The 19,905-nt window shown below is 27.4% G+C and carries 17 protein-coding genes and 1 tRNA gene; 2 read left to right on the top strand and 16 right to left on the bottom strand.

Features of this window, described 5'->3' with window-relative positions:
• Positions 1–542: 542 nt before the first annotated feature.
• From clpB to KQI77_RS04075, 12 genes are all read right to left on the bottom strand, one after another.
• Positions 543–3,128 (bottom strand): ATP-dependent chaperone ClpB, encoded by a 2,586-nt coding sequence (gene clpB, locus KQI77_RS04130; protein ID WP_216388676.1) that lies wholly within the window; start codon positions 3,126–3,128, stop codon positions 543–545.
• 258 nt (positions 3,129–3,386) lie between these two features.
• Positions 3,387–4,643 carry a helix-turn-helix domain-containing protein gene (locus tag KQI77_RS04125; protein WP_216388674.1) on the bottom strand — a complete coding sequence of 419 codons (1,257 nt, stop codon included), beginning with the start codon at positions 4,641–4,643 and terminating at the stop codon, positions 3,387–3,389.
• Between the two features lie 3 nt (positions 4,644–4,646).
• Positions 4,647–5,951, bottom strand: a complete 1,305-nt coding sequence (locus KQI77_RS04120; RefSeq protein WP_216388672.1) for a helix-turn-helix domain-containing protein — start codon at positions 5,949–5,951, stop codon at positions 4,647–4,649.
• A 226-nt stretch (positions 5,952–6,177) separates the two neighbouring features.
• Positions 6,178–6,357, bottom strand: coding sequence for a YtxH domain-containing protein (locus tag KQI77_RS04115; protein ID WP_253289335.1), 180 nt, complete (start codon positions 6,355–6,357; stop codon positions 6,178–6,180).
• Positions 6,358–6,434: 77 nt separating this feature from the next.
• Positions 6,435–7,328 (bottom strand): ribonuclease H family protein, encoded by an 894-nt coding sequence (locus KQI77_RS04110; RefSeq protein ID WP_216388664.1) that lies wholly within the window; start codon positions 7,326–7,328, stop codon positions 6,435–6,437.
• Positions 7,329–7,348: 20 nt separating this feature from the next.
• Positions 7,349–8,284 (bottom strand): YkvA family protein, encoded by a 936-nt coding sequence (locus KQI77_RS04105; protein WP_216388662.1) that lies wholly within the window; start codon positions 8,282–8,284, stop codon positions 7,349–7,351.
• On the bottom strand, positions 8,284–8,610 hold the full coding sequence (locus KQI77_RS04100) for a hypothetical protein (protein ID WP_216388660.1): 327 nt from the start codon (positions 8,608–8,610) through the stop codon (positions 8,284–8,286). Before KQI77_RS04100 ends, KQI77_RS04105 begins: the two co-directional genes overlap by 1 nt.
• 15 nt (positions 8,611–8,625) lie before the next feature.
• Positions 8,626–9,723, bottom strand: coding sequence for an HD-GYP domain-containing protein (locus tag KQI77_RS04095; protein WP_216388658.1), 1,098 nt, complete (start codon positions 9,721–9,723; stop codon positions 8,626–8,628).
• 120 nt (positions 9,724–9,843) lie between these two features.
• Positions 9,844–10,644, bottom strand: a complete 801-nt coding sequence (locus tag KQI77_RS04090; RefSeq protein ID WP_216388656.1) for a MetQ/NlpA family ABC transporter substrate-binding protein — start codon at positions 10,642–10,644, stop codon at positions 9,844–9,846.
• Positions 10,645–10,660: 16 nt separating this feature from the next.
• Positions 10,661–11,299: a methionine ABC transporter permease gene (locus KQI77_RS04085; RefSeq protein ID WP_216388654.1), complete on the bottom strand. Its 639-nt coding sequence runs from the start codon at positions 11,297–11,299 to the stop codon at positions 10,661–10,663.
• 2 nt (positions 11,300–11,301) lie between these two features.
• On the bottom strand, positions 11,302–12,261 hold the full coding sequence (locus tag KQI77_RS04080) for a methionine ABC transporter ATP-binding protein (protein ID WP_216388652.1): 960 nt from the start codon (positions 12,259–12,261) through the stop codon (positions 11,302–11,304).
• Positions 12,262–12,730: 469 nt separating this feature from the next.
• On the bottom strand, positions 12,731–14,914 hold the full coding sequence (locus tag KQI77_RS04075) for a carbohydrate-binding domain-containing protein (RefSeq protein ID WP_216388650.1): 2,184 nt from the start codon (positions 14,912–14,914) through the stop codon (positions 12,731–12,733).
• Positions 14,915–15,305: 391 nt separating this feature from the next.
• Here KQI77_RS04075 and KQI77_RS04070 point away from each other — a divergent pair, with 391 nt between their 5' ends.
• Both KQI77_RS04070 and KQI77_RS04065 read left to right on the top strand, forming a co-directional pair.
• Complete coding sequence (locus KQI77_RS04070) at positions 15,306–16,061, top strand: polyphosphate polymerase domain-containing protein (RefSeq protein ID WP_216388648.1); 756 nt, start codon at positions 15,306–15,308, stop codon at positions 16,059–16,061.
• Positions 16,055–16,738 carry a DUF4956 domain-containing protein gene (locus tag KQI77_RS04065; protein ID WP_216388646.1) on the top strand — a complete coding sequence of 228 codons (684 nt, stop codon included), beginning with the start codon at positions 16,055–16,057 and terminating at the stop codon, positions 16,736–16,738. The genes KQI77_RS04070 and KQI77_RS04065 overlap by 7 nt, the downstream gene beginning before the upstream one ends.
• Positions 16,739–16,934: 196 nt before the next feature.
• On the opposite strand, the gene KQI77_RS04060 is transcribed toward KQI77_RS04065, so the two are convergent.
• The 4 genes from KQI77_RS04060 to KQI77_RS04045 form a co-directional block, all read right to left on the bottom strand.
• Positions 16,935–17,666 carry a hypothetical protein gene (locus KQI77_RS04060; protein WP_216388644.1) on the bottom strand — a complete coding sequence of 244 codons (732 nt, stop codon included), beginning with the start codon at positions 17,664–17,666 and terminating at the stop codon, positions 16,935–16,937.
• 28 nt (positions 17,667–17,694) lie between these two features.
• Complete coding sequence (locus KQI77_RS04055) at positions 17,695–18,945, bottom strand: hemolysin family protein (protein WP_216388642.1); 1,251 nt, start codon at positions 18,943–18,945, stop codon at positions 17,695–17,697.
• 159 nt (positions 18,946–19,104) lie between these two features.
• Positions 19,105–19,695, bottom strand: a complete 591-nt coding sequence (locus tag KQI77_RS04050; RefSeq protein WP_216388640.1) for a hypothetical protein — start codon at positions 19,693–19,695, stop codon at positions 19,105–19,107.
• A 122-nt stretch (positions 19,696–19,817) separates the two neighbouring features.
• A tRNA-Gln gene (locus KQI77_RS04045) sits at positions 19,818–19,888 on the bottom strand.
• Positions 19,889–19,905 lie beyond the last annotated feature (17 nt).

Raw genomic sequence — 19,905 nt, 5'->3', positions numbered from 1 at the left:
ATCACTCCTTTTGTTGTGGATTGTTGTTATTTATTTTATTCAACATTTGGGGTGATCTTCCTTTTTATTTAAAATAAAAACTAGATATTTAGCCGATGAGCAAATATGAAATTTGCTCAATTAAGAAATCCATACACAATCCAATAGCTTTTTTTCATAATCCCCCTCCTTAATATCTGCATATAATCATTCTTTCTGTTTTTATATATTATAATAATTCAAAAGATTTAATACTTTCTTTATATCAGTATTAGAAATTAATATCATTAAACATAATACCTTTTTTAGTTTATTAAACATATATTTATCTTCCATATTTACTTATTATTATATAAAAATTTGTTTATATTCAAATTTTATACAACCTTTTTGTACATTCTTTCATATAATATATGTTTTTGTAATTTATGTCAAATTATATAGCTTTTATTTAGCGGCAAAGATTAAGTTTATTTATAAATAATTAATTTAAGACATAAAAAAAGGGTTTGTCGCTAGCAGTTTTTAACTACTAATGCGACAAGCCCTTTTCTTTTATCTAATTATTTTTTTGTTATTATAAGTTCACCATTATCATCTACGTCACAATAAGCTGTATCACCATATCCTACTGTACCTTTTATTATCATTCTTGCAAGAGTATTTTCTATGCTATTTTGAATATATCTCTTCAAAGGTCTTGCACCATATACAGGATCATATCCTTCTCTTGCCATCATAGTTTTTGCCTTATCTGATACTTCTAAGTCTATATTCTTATCTGTTAATCTAGATTTAACATCTTGTAAGAATATATCTATAATCTTCTTTATACCATCTTCACCTAATGAATTGAACATTATTATATCATCTACTCTGTTCAAGAATTCAGGTTTAAATTTACTTCTTAAAGCTTGCATTACCATATCCTTACTATTATCATTGTTCTCAAGAATATATTGAGATCCAATATTAGAAGTCATAATAATTATAGTATTCTTAAAATCAACTGTTTTACCTTTATTGTCTGTCAATCTACCATCATCTAATATCTGTAAGAACATATTAAATACATCTTCATGAGCTTTTTCAATTTCATCAAATAAAATTACACTATATGGTTTTCTTCTAACTGCTTCTGTTAACTGACCACCTTGTTCATATCCTACATATCCTGGAGGAGCTCCAACTAATCTAGACACTGCATGTTTCTCCATATATTCAGACATATCAATTCTTATCATAGCATCTTCACTATCAAATAAAGTTCTAGCCAATGTCTTTGCAAGTTCTGTCTTACCAACTCCAGTAGGTCCTAAGAAAATAAATGATCCTATAGGTTTGTTTTCATCTTTAAGACCTGCTCTAGCTCTAAGAATAGCACTACTTACAGCTTCTACCGCTGATTCCTGACCTATTACTCTATGCTTAAGTTCTTCATCAAGTCTTAATAATTTTTCTCTTTCACCTTCCATTAATCTTGAAACAGGTATTCCAGTCCATTTAGATAATACTTCAGATATTTCTTCTTCAGTTACCTCTTCTTTTAATAATGCACCTTCATAATTGTCTTTTACTTCAGCTTCCTTTGCTTCTATTTCTTGTTCTATGCTAGGAATCAAAGAATAACGAATTTCTGCAACTTTGTTATAATCATAAGCTCTTTCGTATTTTTCTAATTCTCCTCTAGCTTCATCTAACCTTTTCTTTAATGTTCTTATATCAGTAATATGCTCTTTTTCTTTTTCATATTTAGCAGTCATTTCATCATTTTTTTCTTTTAATTCTGCTAATTCTTTTGATAAATCCTCTAACCTTTTCTTAGATGCATCATCATTTTCTTTCTCTAGTGCTTCTTTTTCTGTTTCTAACATAAATACTTTTCTACGAACAGCATCTAATTCTGTAGGTAATGAATCTATCTCTGATCTAATCATAGCACCTGCTTCATCAATTAAATCAATAGCTTTATCTGGTAAATATCTATCTTGAATATATCTATCTGATAACTTAGCTGCAGACACAATTGCAGAATCGTGAATTCTTATTCCATGATGTATTTCAAATTTTTCTTTTAATCCTCTCAAAATAGAAATTGTATCTTCAACTGTTGGTTCATCAACTACTACAGTTTGAAATCTTCTTTCTAGAGCTTTATCCTTCTCAATGTATTGTCTATACTCATCAAATGTAGTTGCACCTATACAATGTAATTCACCTCTTGCAAGCAAAGGTTTTATTAAGTTACCTGCATCCATTGCACCTTCAGTTTTACCTGCTCCTACAATAGTGTGAATTTCATCTATAAATAATATAATCTTACCTTCACTATTTTGTACTTCCTTTAATACAGCTTTTAATCTTTCTTCAAATTCACCTCGATATTTAGCACCTGCTATAAGTGATCCCATATCTAAAGAGAATATTATTTTGTCTTTTAGACCTTCAGGAACATCTCCTCTTACTATTCTCTCTGCCAATCCTTCAACAATTGCAGTTTTACCTACACCAGGTTCACCTATAAGTACTGGATTATTCTTAGTTCTCCTTGATAAAATTCTAACTGTTCTTCTTATCTCTTCATCTCTGCCTATAACTGGATCTAACTTATGTTTTTTAGCAAGTTCAACTAAGTTAGTTCCGTATTTAGCTAATGCTTCATAAGTTCCTTCTGGATCATTAGTTTCTACTTTTTGACTCCCTCTTACTGCTTTAAGAACTTCCATAAAATTCTTTTCAGTAATATTATATTGTTTTAATATTTCCTTAACGTCTGAACTATTAGCTTTTTTCATTATTGCTAACATCAAGTGTTCTACTGATACATATGAATCTTCAAACTTGTCTGCTATTTCTTCTGCTTTTACTAATACTTCATCTACATTTCTAGTAATATACATACTAGAACTTCCTGCTGCATCTCCTAATACTTTAGGCATTGCTTGTAATTTATTATTAATGGTATTTTTTAACCCTTTAATATCTACTCCCATTTTACTAAATATATTCGGAATCAAACCATCTTCTTGTTCTACTAAAGCTGAAAATAAATGTATTACGTCTATTTGTTGATGATTATTTCTAACAGCAGTTAAATTAGCTTCATTTAAAGCTTGCTGTACTCTAAGTGTCATTTTTTCAACATTCATTATTCATTCCTCCTTAGCTATTACATATCATTTATATGCAATAGATTTATCTTATGATTTTATTATAAACTATAAGTCAAAGAAAGTCAAAGTTTATTTTTAATTTTTTTATATTTTTTTATCCAGCTTGCTACTTGTCCTATTTCTCTCAATAGTTATTGTGCCATTACAGTAGTACATTACTATAATTTCTTCTAAAAAAGGGACAGAAAATAATTTTTCCATCCCTTAACTTTTATTTCACTTAATTTAAGTTACCTACATTTCTTTTTCTATATCCATTGCAAAATTAAAGTATTTAATCGCATCTTTAAGTTCTCCAACTTCATAATATAAATATCCCAAATCCAAATATCTATCATGTCTTTCTTTTTTAGTACCAAATTTATATAGCGAATCTAATGATAAGTTTAAATACATCTCTGCTTCATTTAATCTATTTAAATCTTTTAACGCCATACCTTTTAAATAATATGATCTTTCGATAAGTTTTATATCATCAGTTGATATAGCATTATTTAAATTACCTTCTATTAATGAATATGCTTTTTCAGATTCTCCGTTATCTAATAAAATACCTATACATTCATTAATAAAGTTTACACGTTCTTCTAAGTTATCTTTAGAAAAATTCTCTAATGCCTCTTCTAGAGTCTTTTCTGCATTTGCAAAATCCTTTGTTCTAAAATACGCATTTGCAAATTCAAGCTGAGCCATGGCCTTCTTGTTTTTGTCTTCACCAACCAATTTACAGAATATATCTATATTTTTATCAATTTCTTTAAATCCAAGCATTATACATGTTGCTGCATAATATTCATACGCTTCTGGAACTTCACATTCTTGATCTTCTATCTTGATTATCTTTTTGAGTAATTCATAAGCATTGTTATAATCTTTAAGCATATAGTAACAGATAGCTTCTCTACAAACAACTTTTGAATATTCTTTAAAGGATTTTTCTATATCAACTATATTAGCTTCTCTTAACCTACTATAATATACTATTGCTTCATAGTATTCTTCTTTATCTACTAAATATTCTGCAAGATCTGTATAATAAACCAAAGTTGCCTCGTCAGAATTATAATTTTCGTATATTGCATAATATTTTGATATTAGCCCTTCACATTTGTCATATTTTTTGTTATCTAAATAATATTTAAATAATATATGCACTAATTCTAATGCTAAATTGTTATAATCATATTCAATAGCATAGCTTAAATTTATTCCAATGTTATCTTCTAATTCTTTTTCTGTATATTTATCTTTTTTTATAGATTCCAAATTACTTACTATTTGCTCATATATATCTTGCATTAGGTAATCAAAATCTACTCCTATTATTTCAGAAATATATTTTATAGTTTCGCTATCAGCTTTAACTTTTCCATTTTCTATACAACTCATTTTAGAAATAGATATTTTATCTTTACATAATTCCTTTAGTGTAATTCCTTTATATATTCTTGCTCTTTTTATTTTTTGTCCTGTTGATAATATTTCCATCATCTATCACCTCTTTTCTATTACTCCTAAATTCTTTAATATTCTTACACCTTCATCTAAGAACTTAGTTGCTAAATCTTGATCTTTATTGTCCATATAGAACTTACTTATTTTTATACTTAAATCCGCTGCTTTTTTCAATTTATCATTTTCTTTTGCTATATTATATGATTTTATAAGTATTCTTTCTGCAGAATCATTTTCTTCATTAATCATATGAATTGTATATTTCAACTCATTTAAACTAATTATTCTATCTATATCTTTATTATCTACAATTTGATATAGATAATCTAATATCTCAGAACTTTCGCTCATATTTTTTAACTTTATGTGGTTTTTGCAAATATTTATTAATGTATCAATAAGCTTGTCCTTCTTTTTGTCACTTCTAAGTCTTCTAGCAAGCTCTAAATGTTTGCTTGATTCTGTAATATCTCCAAAATTGTAGAACAATTCTCCCAAACTATTTTCTATTGTCGATACATCATTTTGTTTATTAGCTGCATAAAATAATTCTAATGTTTTTGAAGAATATTTAATTGCATTTGTTACATCACCATTTTTTATATACTCTTCTGATAATTTCATAAGTGATTTTGCATATGCTTCTTTATTATTTATCTGTTCAAATTTTTCTTTTGATAAATATGCATATTTCTTTGATTCTTCAAACTTCTCAATTAAATAATATACATTAGATAAATTATAATATATCTCACCAAGAGTGTAATCATCACCAATACTATTTTCTGAATACACTGATTCTGCTTGCTTTAAATAGCTAATTGCAGAATAATATGATTTCAACTCAACACTTATTTTACCTAACTTTAAGAATATCTTCACAACTTCAGTATATTTCTTCTTCTTAACAAAAATAATATTTGCTGATAAATAGCATGTTTGAGCTTCTTCCAATTTATTTTTCAGTCTATTTATTTCTCCTTGTAAATATAATATTCTACCTTTTCTATACTCTAGATTGTATTTATCAACATATACCAGTGCTTCATCTATATACCTTTCACTAGCTAAATAGTTATCACTAAATATATATGCCTCAGCAATCTGCTCATAATACATACATATCTTTTCAGCTTGAGTTTCTTCTGATTCCATTAAATACTCTATTGTAGTATTTAAATTTTCTGAAAGGTATTCTAATAAGTCCATAGACGGATTAGATCTTCCTGATTCAATAAGACTAATTTGTCCTGGAGTTATTCTATCCTTCGCTAAATCTTTTAATGTCATGTTTAATTCTTTTCTTTTTCTCTTAATCTTCTCCCCTAACGATAGAATTTCCATTTGCACACATCCTTTTTTATCTAATTGTTGCTTACAATAAACCCATAAATTTAATCAATACAGAAATTATACCATAAATTTGTAATATAAAGCAATTAAATGTAATATTTTTTGTATTTTTGATTTTTTTATTATTCATTTTATATTTGTAATAAATTGTCTAACTAGTATTGATTTTTTTCTACAAAAAAAAGCAAGAGATGCACATTCTCTTGCTTATGTTTGATTATTTCATTCTTCCACACATCATTACATTATGACATGAATCTGTAGCCATATCAATTACCTTGTTTCCTGCATTTTTCATCTTCCTCTGAGTTTTTCTATCAAGCTGAGGAAAAACCATCATTCCAATACTAGCTCCAACAATCATTCCTGTTGCCATTCCACATAAGTATTTGTTCATAGACATCCACCTCTACTTCTTATTATTTAAACGTCTATTTTTATTTTTCCACCTTTTAATAATTTTATTCAGAAGATTTACATTGTACTCTTAAGTTTTTTTACATATTCTAAACATTTTTCTTGTTTATCATAATGCATGTCTTTAAGTATCTTGACAATTTCATTTATTATATTATCTGTTTTTTTACTTTCGTTTTTTTGTAGATTCTCACTATCTGCTTTTATAACTATTTTATCTTTTTTATCTATAGCTAAGCTTGATATTTGTTTTTGAACTTCTTCATTTGCAACATATATTGTATTGCTAGATAAGTATTTATCAACTACTTTATCAGATTTTATTTCTACCTTTTCTTTACACTTTTCATCTGCTAATTCATTAAATATATCACCTGTATGACTATCTACCTTAACAAATATAACTTTTATACTCTTCTTTAGATTATTCATAGTTTCATAATATCTAACAGATGATGAATCTTTTCTATCCCATGTTCCATTAGCATGATGGGCTATTCCTTCATAATCATGAATAATAACTACTTGCTTTTCATTCTTACTAATTGCATATCTAACACCTAATTCTGCTGCTTTTAATTCTCCTGCAACTTGTCTTATAGTACAATTAGGATCTTCATCTTCTGCTCCACTATCTATATATTCTACAATATTATTCTTTAGTGCAACTAATGCATAAGAATATTTCTTAGTAAATGTATTATAACTCCCATCTACATACACATGTAATGCATCTTGAGGATATTCATCTACTCCTTTTATTAACATATCATTATCTTGACTTAGATATTCATTTGCATCATTTATATTCTCAAAGCTTTTATATTTTGCACCTTTTACGCCTTTGACATACATTAAACATTCATTCCATGAATTAACTATTTTATTTTTAATTCTAATGTTTTTTTTGCTATCAAAACCTTCTTTTATTGCATATACCTTCTTGCTCATTTACTCAATTCCTTTCTAAGTTATAATTCACTTAGCTTTAATATTAAACTATATAATTTATCAACATTCTTTGCTTTTGTACAATTCATGATATAATCTAAAGCTATATTTAATACATCCACTAGATCATTATCTCCTTGCCAGTTTTCTAAAATAATGTTATTAGGCACTTCTGTTACAATCTTATTTAAAGCGAAAAATGCAACTGCCATATCATCTATTTTCCCTATGAAAGGAATCTTATCTGGTATTATATCTCCTGGAACAACTATATATGATATTGCACCTGCAATTATAAGTTTTACCTTTACAGATACTCTGTCGTCTTTCAATATTCTGCATATTAATGCTATTATATCTGGAATCACCAATAAATAATCTGATACTCCTTGAATTGCTTTAGGCATCTTTTCTTTAACTTTTTCTCTACCTATAGTATAGTTATCTTCAACCTTGTTAATCTCTTCTTCTACTTCTGGACTCTCTTCAATAACTGGTCTTGTTTTAAGTATATTGCCGTCTATTGATACTTCAACATCTTCTCCACTTATACACAAAAATTCTTCATTAATAAATATACTTGTCACCTTTAAATCTACATAAGGCACATCAAATAATATTTCTTTTATATCTATAAATATCTCATCTTTTTTGCTTTCTATACCTTTAATATTTATTCCTTTAAACAGATACTTTAATCCTAAGCTCCTTATAGGTCTAAAGAAACCAACCTTTGATACTTTAAGTTTCATTAATTTCAAGTTTACTTTCTCTTCTGTAATTCCTAACACCTGTATGATTCCTGTAAAATCAATTCCCTTTAAGTTTCCATTTACATATATTTTGTCGGAAATCTCTATATTTTCAATAATTAAATTATCTACATCTAAAAAATCATTTATTATACTTAATATATCTGCTCCTGTTAACTGTATTTGTACCTTTGATACTTTCATTATTTTAAATCCTTCTCCTTACAACCCTTTTTTAGTAATAAATCATATAATTCTTTTTTTAAATTCGAATCTATCTTTGCATTTCTGTATATTGTTTTATATGTCTCTCCAAAGCTCTCGCTTTTTTGGTCATATTTAGTTAAGGGTCCATGTTTAAGTGCCTTCATAAAGGCTATTAAATTTTCATTACTAGGCCAAGCATCTAACTTTCTCTGTTTGCTCTTTACATAACTATTATAACTAGGTACAATCACAAGTATAAGAATAGGTGTGATTATTGCAATAAATAATATTGCAGTAAGAATTCTTCCAATGATAATTGTCATATTTTTATCTCCTATCTAAACATCATATTCTACGTTAGATATTACTATAGACAATTCATCTAATAATGATATTTTACATCCAATCCTTTCTTTTGAATTACTTCTAATTATTTTAACCTCTGGTCTTAAAGGATAATTCTCAGGTGTACTTTCAACTACAGCAATATCTCCATTACTTAATTTTACTATGGTTCCAGCAGGATATGCAATTAATATTTTTGAAAACATTAAAACTACATCATAATCAAACAATGTATTAATATGCGCCATAATAAATTCTAATGCATCTGCTGCAGGTATTGCTCTAGTATGTACTGTATCTGAAGTCAAGTAATCATAACAATCTGCTACTGAAATAATTTTTGCAAATTTACTTATTTCATTTTCCTTTAACCTATTAGGGAATCCATTACCATCAACTCTTTCATGGTGTTGCAAAATAATATTCAAAACATTCTCATCTACCTCAAATTCTTTTTTAACATATTCATACCCCTTCATAGGATGTGAATCATACAACTCTCTTTCTTCTTTTGTCAATTCATTATTCTTTTGATATATATCCTTTGGGATATATATCTTTCCTATATCATGTAATAGAGCTCCTTCTGCTAAGTCTAGAAGTTCTTCTTTTTTCATCTTAAATGCAATTCCTATTGTAACTGATATAACTGCAACATTTATAGAATGTTGATACATATAGTTATCAAAACTTTTTATATCAACTAAACTAAGCATTATTTGTTCATTAGAATCTACATTATCAACTAATTCTTCTGCTATGTTTTTTAATGAATTAATATATTCTAAATTATCATTTTCTGCATTATCCTTTGTACTTTCTGACATGACTATTTTCTTTATGTTTACAAAAGCTTCTTTTATAAATGTTATAGATTTTTGTCTAAATTCTGGTTTAATTATATCTCTAATTTCTGATGAACTATATTCATCTTCTATGTAAACTGACCATATATCTAATTCCCGTAATTTTTTTATAACCTGTGGTGTTAACGTAACACCTTTATTCACCAAGATATTTCCACTATTATCATAGAGCGTTTTTGCTAGAATTGATTGATCTCTTACACATTCTATAGGAATTAATCTCATTTTCTTCACCCCATCTTATAATTCTATTTACCCTATTTATTATTATATCAAAAAATTTTTCTACACTTATAAAAAAACAGTTAGCAATTTATAAACTTTTTGCCAACTGTTTCTTATATACTAAAATATTGGTACCACCGCACCATTATATTTATTATTTATAAAATTTTTCACTTCTTCAGAAGATAATGCTTCTTTTAATACTTTTGTCTTTTCTGAATCTTTATTTTTATCCTTAACAACTAGTATATTTCTCATATCATGTATTGCAGCATCATTTTTATCTTCTGTAAATAACGCATCAATATTAACATTTAAATTTGCTTGAAGAGCATAATTTCCATTAATAACTGCAATTGTTACATCATCTAAAGTTCTTGGAAGCTGCGCCGCTTCTAATTCTTTAAATTTTAGATTGTATGGATTCGATATTATATCCTTTGGTGTAATTAGATCTCCTGATTCAGGAACCTCTATAAGATTAGCTTTTGCTAATAATCTAAGAGCCCTTGCTTCATTTGATGGATCACTAGGAATCGCTACAATATCACCTTTTTTTATATCTGACATATTCTTTATAACATTAGAATATATACCCATTGGTTCAAAATGTATTTCTGCAACTGATGTTAAATCATACCCTTTTGATTCATTTGTTTGATTTAAATATCCTATATGTTGAAAAAAATTAGCATCTATTTCTTCTTCATAAAGAGCAGTATTAGGTGTAACATAATCACTAAATTCCTGAATGTCTAGTTTATATCCCTTTGCTTCTATTTGCTTTTTTATAACATCAACTATCTCCTTATGTGGAACTGCTGATACCCCTATCTTTATTGTTTTTTCATCAGATTGTGCTCCACATCCTATTAATATTATTGTAAATAATATTAATATTCCAGATATTATTTTCTTCATAAAAATGTGCCTCCTTTTATTCTGTCATCTTTTTGTATATATAATTACCTAACATCTGTAATCCCTGAACAATAATTACAAGTATTATAACTGTTGCTATCATTATGGGCATCTCAAAACGTTGATAACCATATCTAATAGCTAAATCTCCAAGACCTCCTGCTCCTATAGTTCCAGCCATTGCTGAATATCCTATCAAGCTTATAATAACTAAAGTAATACCTGATACAATAGATGGAATAGCTTCCTTAAGCATAACTCTAAATATAATATCAAAGTCACTTGCTCCAAAGGATTTTGCAGCTTCTATAACTCCTCTATTCACTTCCTTAAGCGATGATTCTATAATTCGAGCAACAAAAGGTGATGATGCAATGGTAAGTGGTACTATTGCTGCCACTTCTCCTATAGAAGTTCCTACTATGAATTTAGTTATAGGAAATATTGCTACCATTAATATGATAAACGGAAAACTTCTTAATACATTTATTATAAAATCTAAAACATTATATATTATTTTATTAGGTTTTAGTCCATCTTGATCTGTAACAACAAGTATAATTGCTAAAAGGAAACCTATAATAGTTGAGAAAAAAGTTGCTGGTATAACCATTACAAATGTTTGCTTAATAGCTTCTATTATTAATTCTGCCATCTTTATAACCTCTCCCATAATATATTTTTTTCATTTAAATATTTAGTTATACCTTCTATGTCTCTTTCACAAATATTAATAACTAAATTTCCTAAAATCTTATCTTGTATCTTCTCTAATTTTCCATAGACTATTGAAAAATCCAAATTAAGTTCTCTTGCCATTTTGGTAATAAGGGCATTTTCACTACAATCTGCGGGGAAAAATATCTTGATATATATTCCTTGATCTTTTATTATTTCGTCATCTTCTCCTAAGAACTTCTTAACACTTAATCCTGGCCTTAAAAATATATCCTCTGAAGTTCCTTCAGCAACAATACAACCATCATCTATAAGTACAATATTATTGCATATATCCTTAATTACTTCCATTTGATGAGTAATCATAACTATAGTTATTCCAAGCTCCTTATTAATTCTTGATAATAATGCTAAAATATCCTTAGTAGTTTTAGGATCTAAGGCAGAAGTTGCCTCATCACATAATAATATACTAGGATTTAATGCCAAGGCTCTTGCAATTGCAACTCTCTGCTTCTGTCCTCCACTTAATGCCTTAGGTTTCATATGAGCTTTTTCTTCTAATGAAACTAATTTAAGTAATTCATTAACTCTTTTATTTATTAATTCTTTATCAGCTTTCCATACTTGTAATGGTAATGCAATATTATCAAACACAGTTTTACGTTCAAGCAAATTAAAATTTTGAAATATCATTCCGATATCTTTTCTAAATTCTCTAAGTTCCTTACCACTTAAATCTTTTATTTCTCTATTATAAACTTTTATACTTCCCGCATTATATTCTTCTAATCCATTTATACATCTTAATAAAGTTGATTTTCCTGCACCACTATGGCCTATTATTCCACATATATCCCCCTCTTGTATTGTAAGTGATATATCTTTTAGAATTTTTACTTCTCCATAATTCTTTTGTAAATTCTGTATGTTTATCATATTTTCTCCTCATTTTCTTAATTAAACTTGAATTATTAATAAAAATATGTATTTAAAGAATATCTCAAAGGTAGTTTTTTGTCAATAGAGCAAAAAAATTATTGAATATATTTATTTTTGATCACTTATCTTTTCATTTAATTAATGTCAAATTATTGCTTTAAGTAAATTATCTATAATAGAATTTAGTATTTCTTATAATAAAAAAGTAAAGATCCCGTTAAAAATACTATACTGTCTGAGCTTTAGCGAGTTTATAGTATTTAGGGATCTTTACTCTTTTTTATTATATTAGTAAATACTTAATGATATTATATTATTTACTTAAACATATAATTTTGATATTAATTATTATAAAATATAAGTTATCTAACAATAATACCTTAATTTTTTTATATTTAGAAATACTTAATGAAATTATGCTATTTATGAAAACATATAATATTGATACTAATAATAAACATATTGTTTATAAATCAGTACTTTCCTTAGAATTTTTATTATCATTCTTATCCATTTGGTTTTCTTGCATATTATTGTTTCCTCCTGGCCCCGCTGATCTTGTAGTTGACGCTCCCTCTTCAACCACACTAGTTACAGATGAGGAAATCTTAGTTTCTAGACTAGAATCGCCACCTGAATATTTACTATTTTCATATACTCCATTGTTTTCTTCACCTTCTACAGTTCCTCCAATTGATATATTATAACTACTATTAGTATTAAGCTCAGAAGAAGAGAATATAAAACTTGCATATTCTTTTTTTGGTGCAAATGTAAATATGGTATTTCCATCTGAATCTGTTATATTTACTACAGTATCAGCATCTTTTTTGTTTAGATATCCTACCATAACATTCTGTTTAGACGAATCACTTGGAAGTTCTAGCATTCCAGAACTTCCAGCTGCTAATAATGTACCACCATTAATATTTAAACTTGTTTCATAATCTAACGCAGTATCACCGTCACTTGTAGGACCATATACCACTGTAGTTCCTCCATTAACTGTTATAGTTCCATTAGAATCAAGTCCATCACCATTTGCATTCACATATAAATATCCACCATTTATATTTAGCTCTATTGTGCTTGAACTAGTATTTTCTGCATTTGAATTTTCGTTATTACTAGGCATCTCCATATTACCTTGTACATTATTATCTGGTGGGTTACCTTGTCTACCTTCTCCATTACTTGGTGGATTGCCTTGATTTACATTACCGTTATTTGGAGGAGTGCCTTGGTTATCTCCACTATTTGTGCCATCAGGAGGATTGCTCATATCACCATTACTATCACTTGGTGGATTTTGTCTACCACCACCTTGAAAGTCTCCGCCACCTCCTGGTCCTCCCATAGTTTGAGTTGTACCATCTGATGCATTTATTCCATCATCGCTAGCTACAATGGATGTGTTGCCACCATTCATATTAATTACTGCTGCTTCAATTCCCTCATAACTTTCTGTAATATTAATTGTGCCATCATTTATGTCTGCTTGTGCATCAGCATGAATACCATGAGACCCACTAGCTATTTCAATATTTCCATTATCGATCTCAACAAAACTATTTGAATGAATTGCATCATCACATGCATTAATATTTATCTTTCCATTTTTTATTATAAGGCTATTTTCAGCTTTTATTCCTTTTGTGCTTTCACTTTCTTCTTCGTTTGATGTATCTTCTTCATTTGTTGTATTAGTGTTAAAATTCATTCCTCCTCTAAAATCATTATCAACATGCGGCTCTGCATTTTCAGATCCTTCTCCAGATGTAATATTTATTTCACCATCTAACACAAGCACACTATTGTCAGCTTGTATACCGTCATTTTTTGATTCTATATCTATCTCTCCATTATCTATTAATACATAGCCTTTAGTATCTTTACTTGAATTATTGGACTTTATCCCATCACCTTCAGATACTATATTGAGTTTTCCATCATATATTTCAACCGAATCCTTTCCTTTTATTCCGTTATTTACAGCTTTTACATTAATAGTTCCTCCAGTTATTCTAATATCATCTTTAGATACAATACCATTATTGGAATTTCCATTTACAGTTAACGAGCCTGTTCCTTTTATTGTTAGGTCATCTTTGCAATATATTGTTCCGTTTGAATCATCTTCATCTGACGATGACTCAGTGTCTTCTGAACTAAATGTATCATTATCATCATTAAGTATATTTTCTGTTCCTTCAACTAACGTAATCAATGTTTTCTTACTATTTTTCTCATATATTGCTGCCGAATCAGTACAAGTAATATTTACTCCATTTAATAATATTTCCACTTTATCATCTTCACCAGCATCTATTATTATTTGACCATTATCTAAAGTTCCAGTAACATTATATATTCCTGCCTTAGTTATAACTACATCATTTCCTTGAACTTTTGCACCATCACCATCTATAGATATAGTTTCACCTAATGAAATTGTTGCATTTGCCTCATTTACTGAAGGTATAGTTAGATCTTCTTCTTTAACTGTACTAGATAAATTTATTTTTTTTACTGATGTACTTGTTGCAGTAATAGAACTATCTTTTGTACTAGAATCATTTTTTGTACTACACCCTATTATTCCTATAGAAAGAGTTAATGATAATATTATACATATTAATTTTCTTTTCATATCCTTTTATTGCTGTTAATCCACTCTCTAATTAACAGACTCTCCTTTCATAAGTTTTTTAGCCTATATATATACTCTTAATCTAACATGGTAGTATGCTAACAATTTAGAATTATTGGCTAATACTTTATTATGTATACAAATTATCATTTAAAACTTAAATGTTCCTTAAAGAAAATATTGTTTATTTTACATAAATTTATTATCATATTTTTATGTAATAGTTATTACATTTAATATGTTATATACAAATAATTTATATATCTTACTAAATTTTAAATATTTTTTCGAATGTTAAAAATCTTTAAGCTATGTTTAAGTTTTGTTAATTATTATTAACTCATAGACAAGCTGATCACATGTCAAGTAAATATAAGGAGGTGCAACCTTAATGGCAATAAAAACATTTAAAAGGTATGAAAAAAAGTATATCTTATCTAAAGAACAATACAACTTACTAATACCTAGATTGTTAGAATATATGAACCTTGATGAACATTGTATAGGAGGCAATAATTATCAAATTTATAATATTTATTATGATACAGACCATGATGATGTTATTCGACATTCTATTTCAAAGCCATATTATAAAGAAAAACTTAGATTAAGGAGTTATTATACGCCTAAAAATCCTAGCGATAAAGTATTTCTTGAGATAAAGAAAAAAATAGGTGGTATTGTAAGTAAAAGAAGAGTAACACTAACACTAGATGAAGCTAATAAATTTCTTTCAAAAGGAATAAGACCAAAAAAAGATAGCTTTATAGATAATCAAGTATTAAACGAAATAGAATATTATTTACAAGTTAATGACGTTCACCCTAATGTATATGTTGGGTATAGTCGAAAAGCTTTTTTTGCAAAAGATAATCATGATTTTAGATTAACATTTGATTCATTAATAACTACTAGAAGAAACAATTTAACCTTAGAAGAGGGATGTTATGGAACACAACTACTAAAAAATAATGAATATTTAATGGAAGTAAAAATTCTAGGTTCAATTCCATTATGGCTAACTCAAATTCTATCAGAACTTAAAATATACAATACTCATTTTTCAAAATACGGAAATGAATTTATAGAACATTGTAAGCAAGAAGTAAAAAATAATCAAGGAATAGGTGGGAGAAAAATATGTTAGAATCAATTTTATCACCTTCAGGAGATACTATCACATTATCTAATGTAATTATTATATTAGTAGCTGCTATAATTTTAGGAATAGCTATAAGCCTAGTATATATTCAAACTCATAAAAAACAAGGCTATGCAGAAAGTTTTCCATTAACAATTGTAATGCTACCAGTTATTATATCTATTATAATTTTATTAGTAGGAAATAATGTTGCAAGAGCTTTTAGTTTAGCAGGTGCATTTTCAATAATTAGATTTAGAAGTGAACCTGGAGATCCTAAAGATATATCTTATATATTCTTTACATTAGCAGTTGGATTAGCTCTTGGAATGGGTTATGTAGGTTATTCTGTACTATTCACAATTGTATTATGTGGAGTAATGTACGTATTAGAATGTGCTAGATTTGGTGCTAATAAACGTAATTCAATGCAACTTAACATAATAATTCCTGAAGATTTAAACTTTGATAATGTCTTCGATGAAATATTAGATGAAAACACTCATGATTGGAAACTAATGAAAGTTAGAACTAGAGACTTCGGCTCTCTATATGAGTTAAGTTACAAAATAAACTTAAAAGATGGCATTAACCAAAAAAAATTTATAGATGAATTAAGAGTTAAAAATGGCAACTTAAATATCACCCTTACAACTTCTACTGAAGAAAAATGGGGAAAATAAAAATATTTAATTTTTTTAAACAAATTAAAATAGTAACGATTCTTAATTTATATTAAAAATCCAATATTATTTGAAAAGGTTAATATTATGCTTTTCTTAATTAGTATAAATATTGATACTAATAATAAAAATATAATATTAATCATCTCAAAATAATATTGGATTTTTATTTATAATTAAAGTTTATAAATTTTCATCACCATTTTTCCCCAAAATATAATATGTTATAAGTATTGTAATCTATAGCTATCCCATAACAAACTCCATGTCTAAATGCTGTTATATCGCTACCTCCTAATAATATAACTTCTATATTTTTGTAATTTTCTTTCTTCTCTAACCACTTAAGTAGATCATCTGGAAGCTCATAATAATCTCTAAGTGTTGATACAGGCCCTTCTCCTGCTATTGCACATACAGCTTTTTTTCTATATTGTGATATTTCTTTTTTATTTGACTTAATATAATCTTTATTGTCAAAAGATAAATATATTCCTATACCACCTTTCTCTAAAAGCTCCCATTCTTTAAACTTATAATTCTCACAATTATCTGGAATCGTACACGGAAAATGTTCTATAATTTTATTATTTTCATAATCGTTTAATTTTAATACTTTTTCATATTTGTTCAAATCTGTTATAATGCCACTTTTATCTAACATATTTGTCAAAACTATATTACCTATAATAATAAAAACAACTACAATAACAACTGTTGGTGTTAATACAACATAGTTTTTAAAATCATTTCTATAATATCTATGATTTCTATATAACAAATATATAAATGGTAGAAATCCTATAATTATACTGTAATTATGACAAAATCTATAACCCAAAAGATTTTTCATTACATTTATTACACCTATAATAAATGTAGCTATTATAGCTAATATAACATTTTTATCAACCACTTTTATATCCAATTCTCAACCCCCTATTTAGTTTTACCCTTTATTTTTTAGTTATTATAACCTTCTCAATTGTTTTATCACTTGCTTCTACAATGTTAAACATTAAATTTCCTTCTTCTATTTTCCTCTCATCACTCTTAGTAGGTATGTTACCTATCTTATTTATTATATATCCACTTAATGTATCAACATCTTCTGATTGTATATCAGTTCCCAATTTTTCATTAATCTCTTCTAAAGTAGTCATTCCATAAGCTAAAAATTTATTATTTTTTAATTCTCTTATTGAATAATCGTCCCTATCTTCATAAGCATCATCTATATCACCCATTATTTCTTCTACTAAATCTTCCATAGTTACAATGCCTGAAAATCCTCCGTATTCATCAATAACAACTGCCATTTGTATTTTAGCTTTTTGCATATCTAAAAATACATCTTTTACCCTTTTTATTTCTGGAATATAATAAGGTTCTTTTAATATTTCTCTCACATTTACATTATTAATCCCTTTATTCTTAGCTTCAATATAGAAATCTTTTATATACAACACACCTATTATATTATCTATATTATCCTCATATACAGGCATTCTCGAAAATCTTTTTTCTAACATTTCATCTAAATACTCATTAAGATCTTCCTGTATATCTATACAATATACGTTAGTTCTAGGTGTCATAACCTTTTCTATCTTTTTATCTTCAAATAAGTCTTCTCCCTCTTTAATCTCATCTTTATCTTCATCTAGAATAAGGTATTCCTCACCATTTGATACTACAGTTGTATCGTCATCTTTTTCATCATTAATTATTTTTTTATCACCATCATAATTTTCTTTAGTATGTCCCATAAAAATCATTATTATCTTCGTAAGTGGTGTTATTAAACTAACTATTATGTTAATTGGAAAAATAATTTTATATACAACCTTATCACCTCTGATATTAGATATTCGTCTAGGCAAAACATTTCCTATCAAGATTATTACATACGAAAGAACTATCGCAACTATCAAGTTATTTATTTTTATGCTATTATTACATATATATTTATTAATAATTAAGCATAAATAAACAGATGAAAATGTACATATTAATTGAGTTGTCGCCAAAAATTTCTTAGGGTTTTCCTTTATTGAATTTATTATTTTAGCCTTCGAATCTCCTGAGGCCAATAAATTATCATTTTTTTCTTTATCTGTTGAAAATATCGCTGTCTCTGCCGCTGAAAAAAAAGAATATAAAAATAACAGCAACAGAATAACTCCAATCTGTATACCTATGTCCACTTTTGTTTTTCTTCCTCTCACACAAAATTTATAATAAATTCTATAGCTTTATTTTAACATATTCAGAAATCTTATTCAATGCAGGCTACATATTGCTACAATTATAAGAAAAAAGCATGAATACATATACGCATTCATGCTCTATATTTTCTAAGCTGATTACTCGCCAGATGTTATTCTATTCTCGCTCATAGAATATAGTTTATCATCTCTAAATGTTAAAATAAGTGAAGAACCATCTGAATTATTGTATGCATAAATCTTCTTTACATAATCATCTGTCTTCTCTTCTGAAGTAAGAATGCCAACACCTAATACATCAAATGCTTCTTCTATTGCCATTCCTTCTTTAAGTTTATTATACTGGTCTTCAGTTACTTGTGGTGATTTTGAATCTAATAATCCTTCTGATTTAGATACTACAACTCCATCTCTTATTACTACAGATATTGTCTTATTATCACCACAATCCCATATATATGTATAATCCTCATCTTGTTTTATAACTTTATTAGGTTCACCTAGTGATTTTACCGCTTCATTATAAGTAACTCCCATAGAAACCTTCTCAAATTCTGAATAATCAGCATCTGATTGTTCTTCTGATAGAACTGTTATTTTATCTTCATTACTATCTTTACTTGAATTCTCTGTAGCCTTACCATCATCTACTTTAACATCATCTCTACCACACCCAAACATAGTTACTGCTAACATTGCAGATAATAATATACTAACAACCTTTTTCATAACATCCCCCTATCTAAACCTTTTCATATGGTTTAAAAAATAAAATTATACATCTTCTTCACTCTAAATAAATCTAAAATTATTCATAAACAGAAAATGTATAATTAGTTATAATCAAAAAGCTAGGGTAGCGGGATTCGAACCCACGATGACAGAGTCAGAATCTGTTGCCTTACCTCTTGGCGATACCCCATCGACTCAATAATTATA

The sequence above is a fragment of the Clostridium sp. MSJ-8 genome (assembly GCF_018918325.1).
GTDB lineage: Bacteria > Bacillota > Clostridia > Clostridiales > Clostridiaceae > Clostridium.
Note: the sequence above shows the minus strand (reverse complement) of the source record. Positions and strands in the feature narration are given on the sequence as shown.

Coding starts and splice junctions, on each gene's coding strand:
- KQI77_RS04070 (WP_216388648.1), top strand. CDS start 15,306: ATGGCAATAAAAACATTTAAAAGGTATGAAAAAAAGTATATCTTATCT.
- KQI77_RS04065 (WP_216388646.1), top strand. CDS start 16,055: ATGTTAGAATCAATTTTATCACCTTCAGGAGATACTATCACATTATCT.
- KQI77_RS04120 (WP_216388672.1), bottom strand. CDS start 5,951: ATGGAAATTCTATCGTTAGGGGAGAAGATTAAGAGAAAAAGAAAAGAA.
- clpB (WP_216388676.1), bottom strand. CDS start 3,128: ATGAATGTTGAAAAAATGACACTTAGAGTACAGCAAGCTTTAAATGAA.
- KQI77_RS04125 (WP_216388674.1), bottom strand. CDS start 4,643: ATGATGGAAATATTATCAACAGGACAAAAAATAAAAAGAGCAAGAATA.
- KQI77_RS04080 (WP_216388652.1), bottom strand. CDS start 12,261: ATGATAAACATACAGAATTTACAAAAGAATTATGGAGAAGTAAAAATT.
- KQI77_RS04095 (WP_216388658.1), bottom strand. CDS start 9,723: ATGAGATTAATTCCTATAGAATGTGTAAGAGATCAATCAATTCTAGCA.
- KQI77_RS04115 (WP_253289335.1), bottom strand. CDS start 6,357: ATGAACAAATACTTATGTGGAATGGCAACAGGAATGATTGTTGGAGCT.
- KQI77_RS04075 (WP_216388650.1), bottom strand. CDS start 14,914: ATGAAAAGAAAATTAATATGTATAATATTATCATTAACTCTTTCTATA.
- KQI77_RS04100 (WP_216388660.1), bottom strand. CDS start 8,610: ATGACAATTATCATTGGAAGAATTCTTACTGCAATATTATTTATTGCA.
- KQI77_RS04105 (WP_216388662.1), bottom strand. CDS start 8,284: ATGAAAGTATCAAAGGTACAAATACAGTTAACAGGAGCAGATATATTA.
- KQI77_RS04085 (WP_216388654.1), bottom strand. CDS start 11,299: ATGGCAGAATTAATAATAGAAGCTATTAAGCAAACATTTGTAATGGTT.
- KQI77_RS04090 (WP_216388656.1), bottom strand. CDS start 10,644: ATGAAGAAAATAATATCTGGAATATTAATATTATTTACAATAATATTA.
- KQI77_RS04050 (WP_216388640.1), bottom strand. CDS start 19,695: ATGAAAAAGGTTGTTAGTATATTATTATCTGCAATGTTAGCAGTAACT.
- KQI77_RS04110 (WP_216388664.1), bottom strand. CDS start 7,328: ATGAGCAAGAAGGTATATGCAATAAAAGAAGGTTTTGATAGCAAAAAA.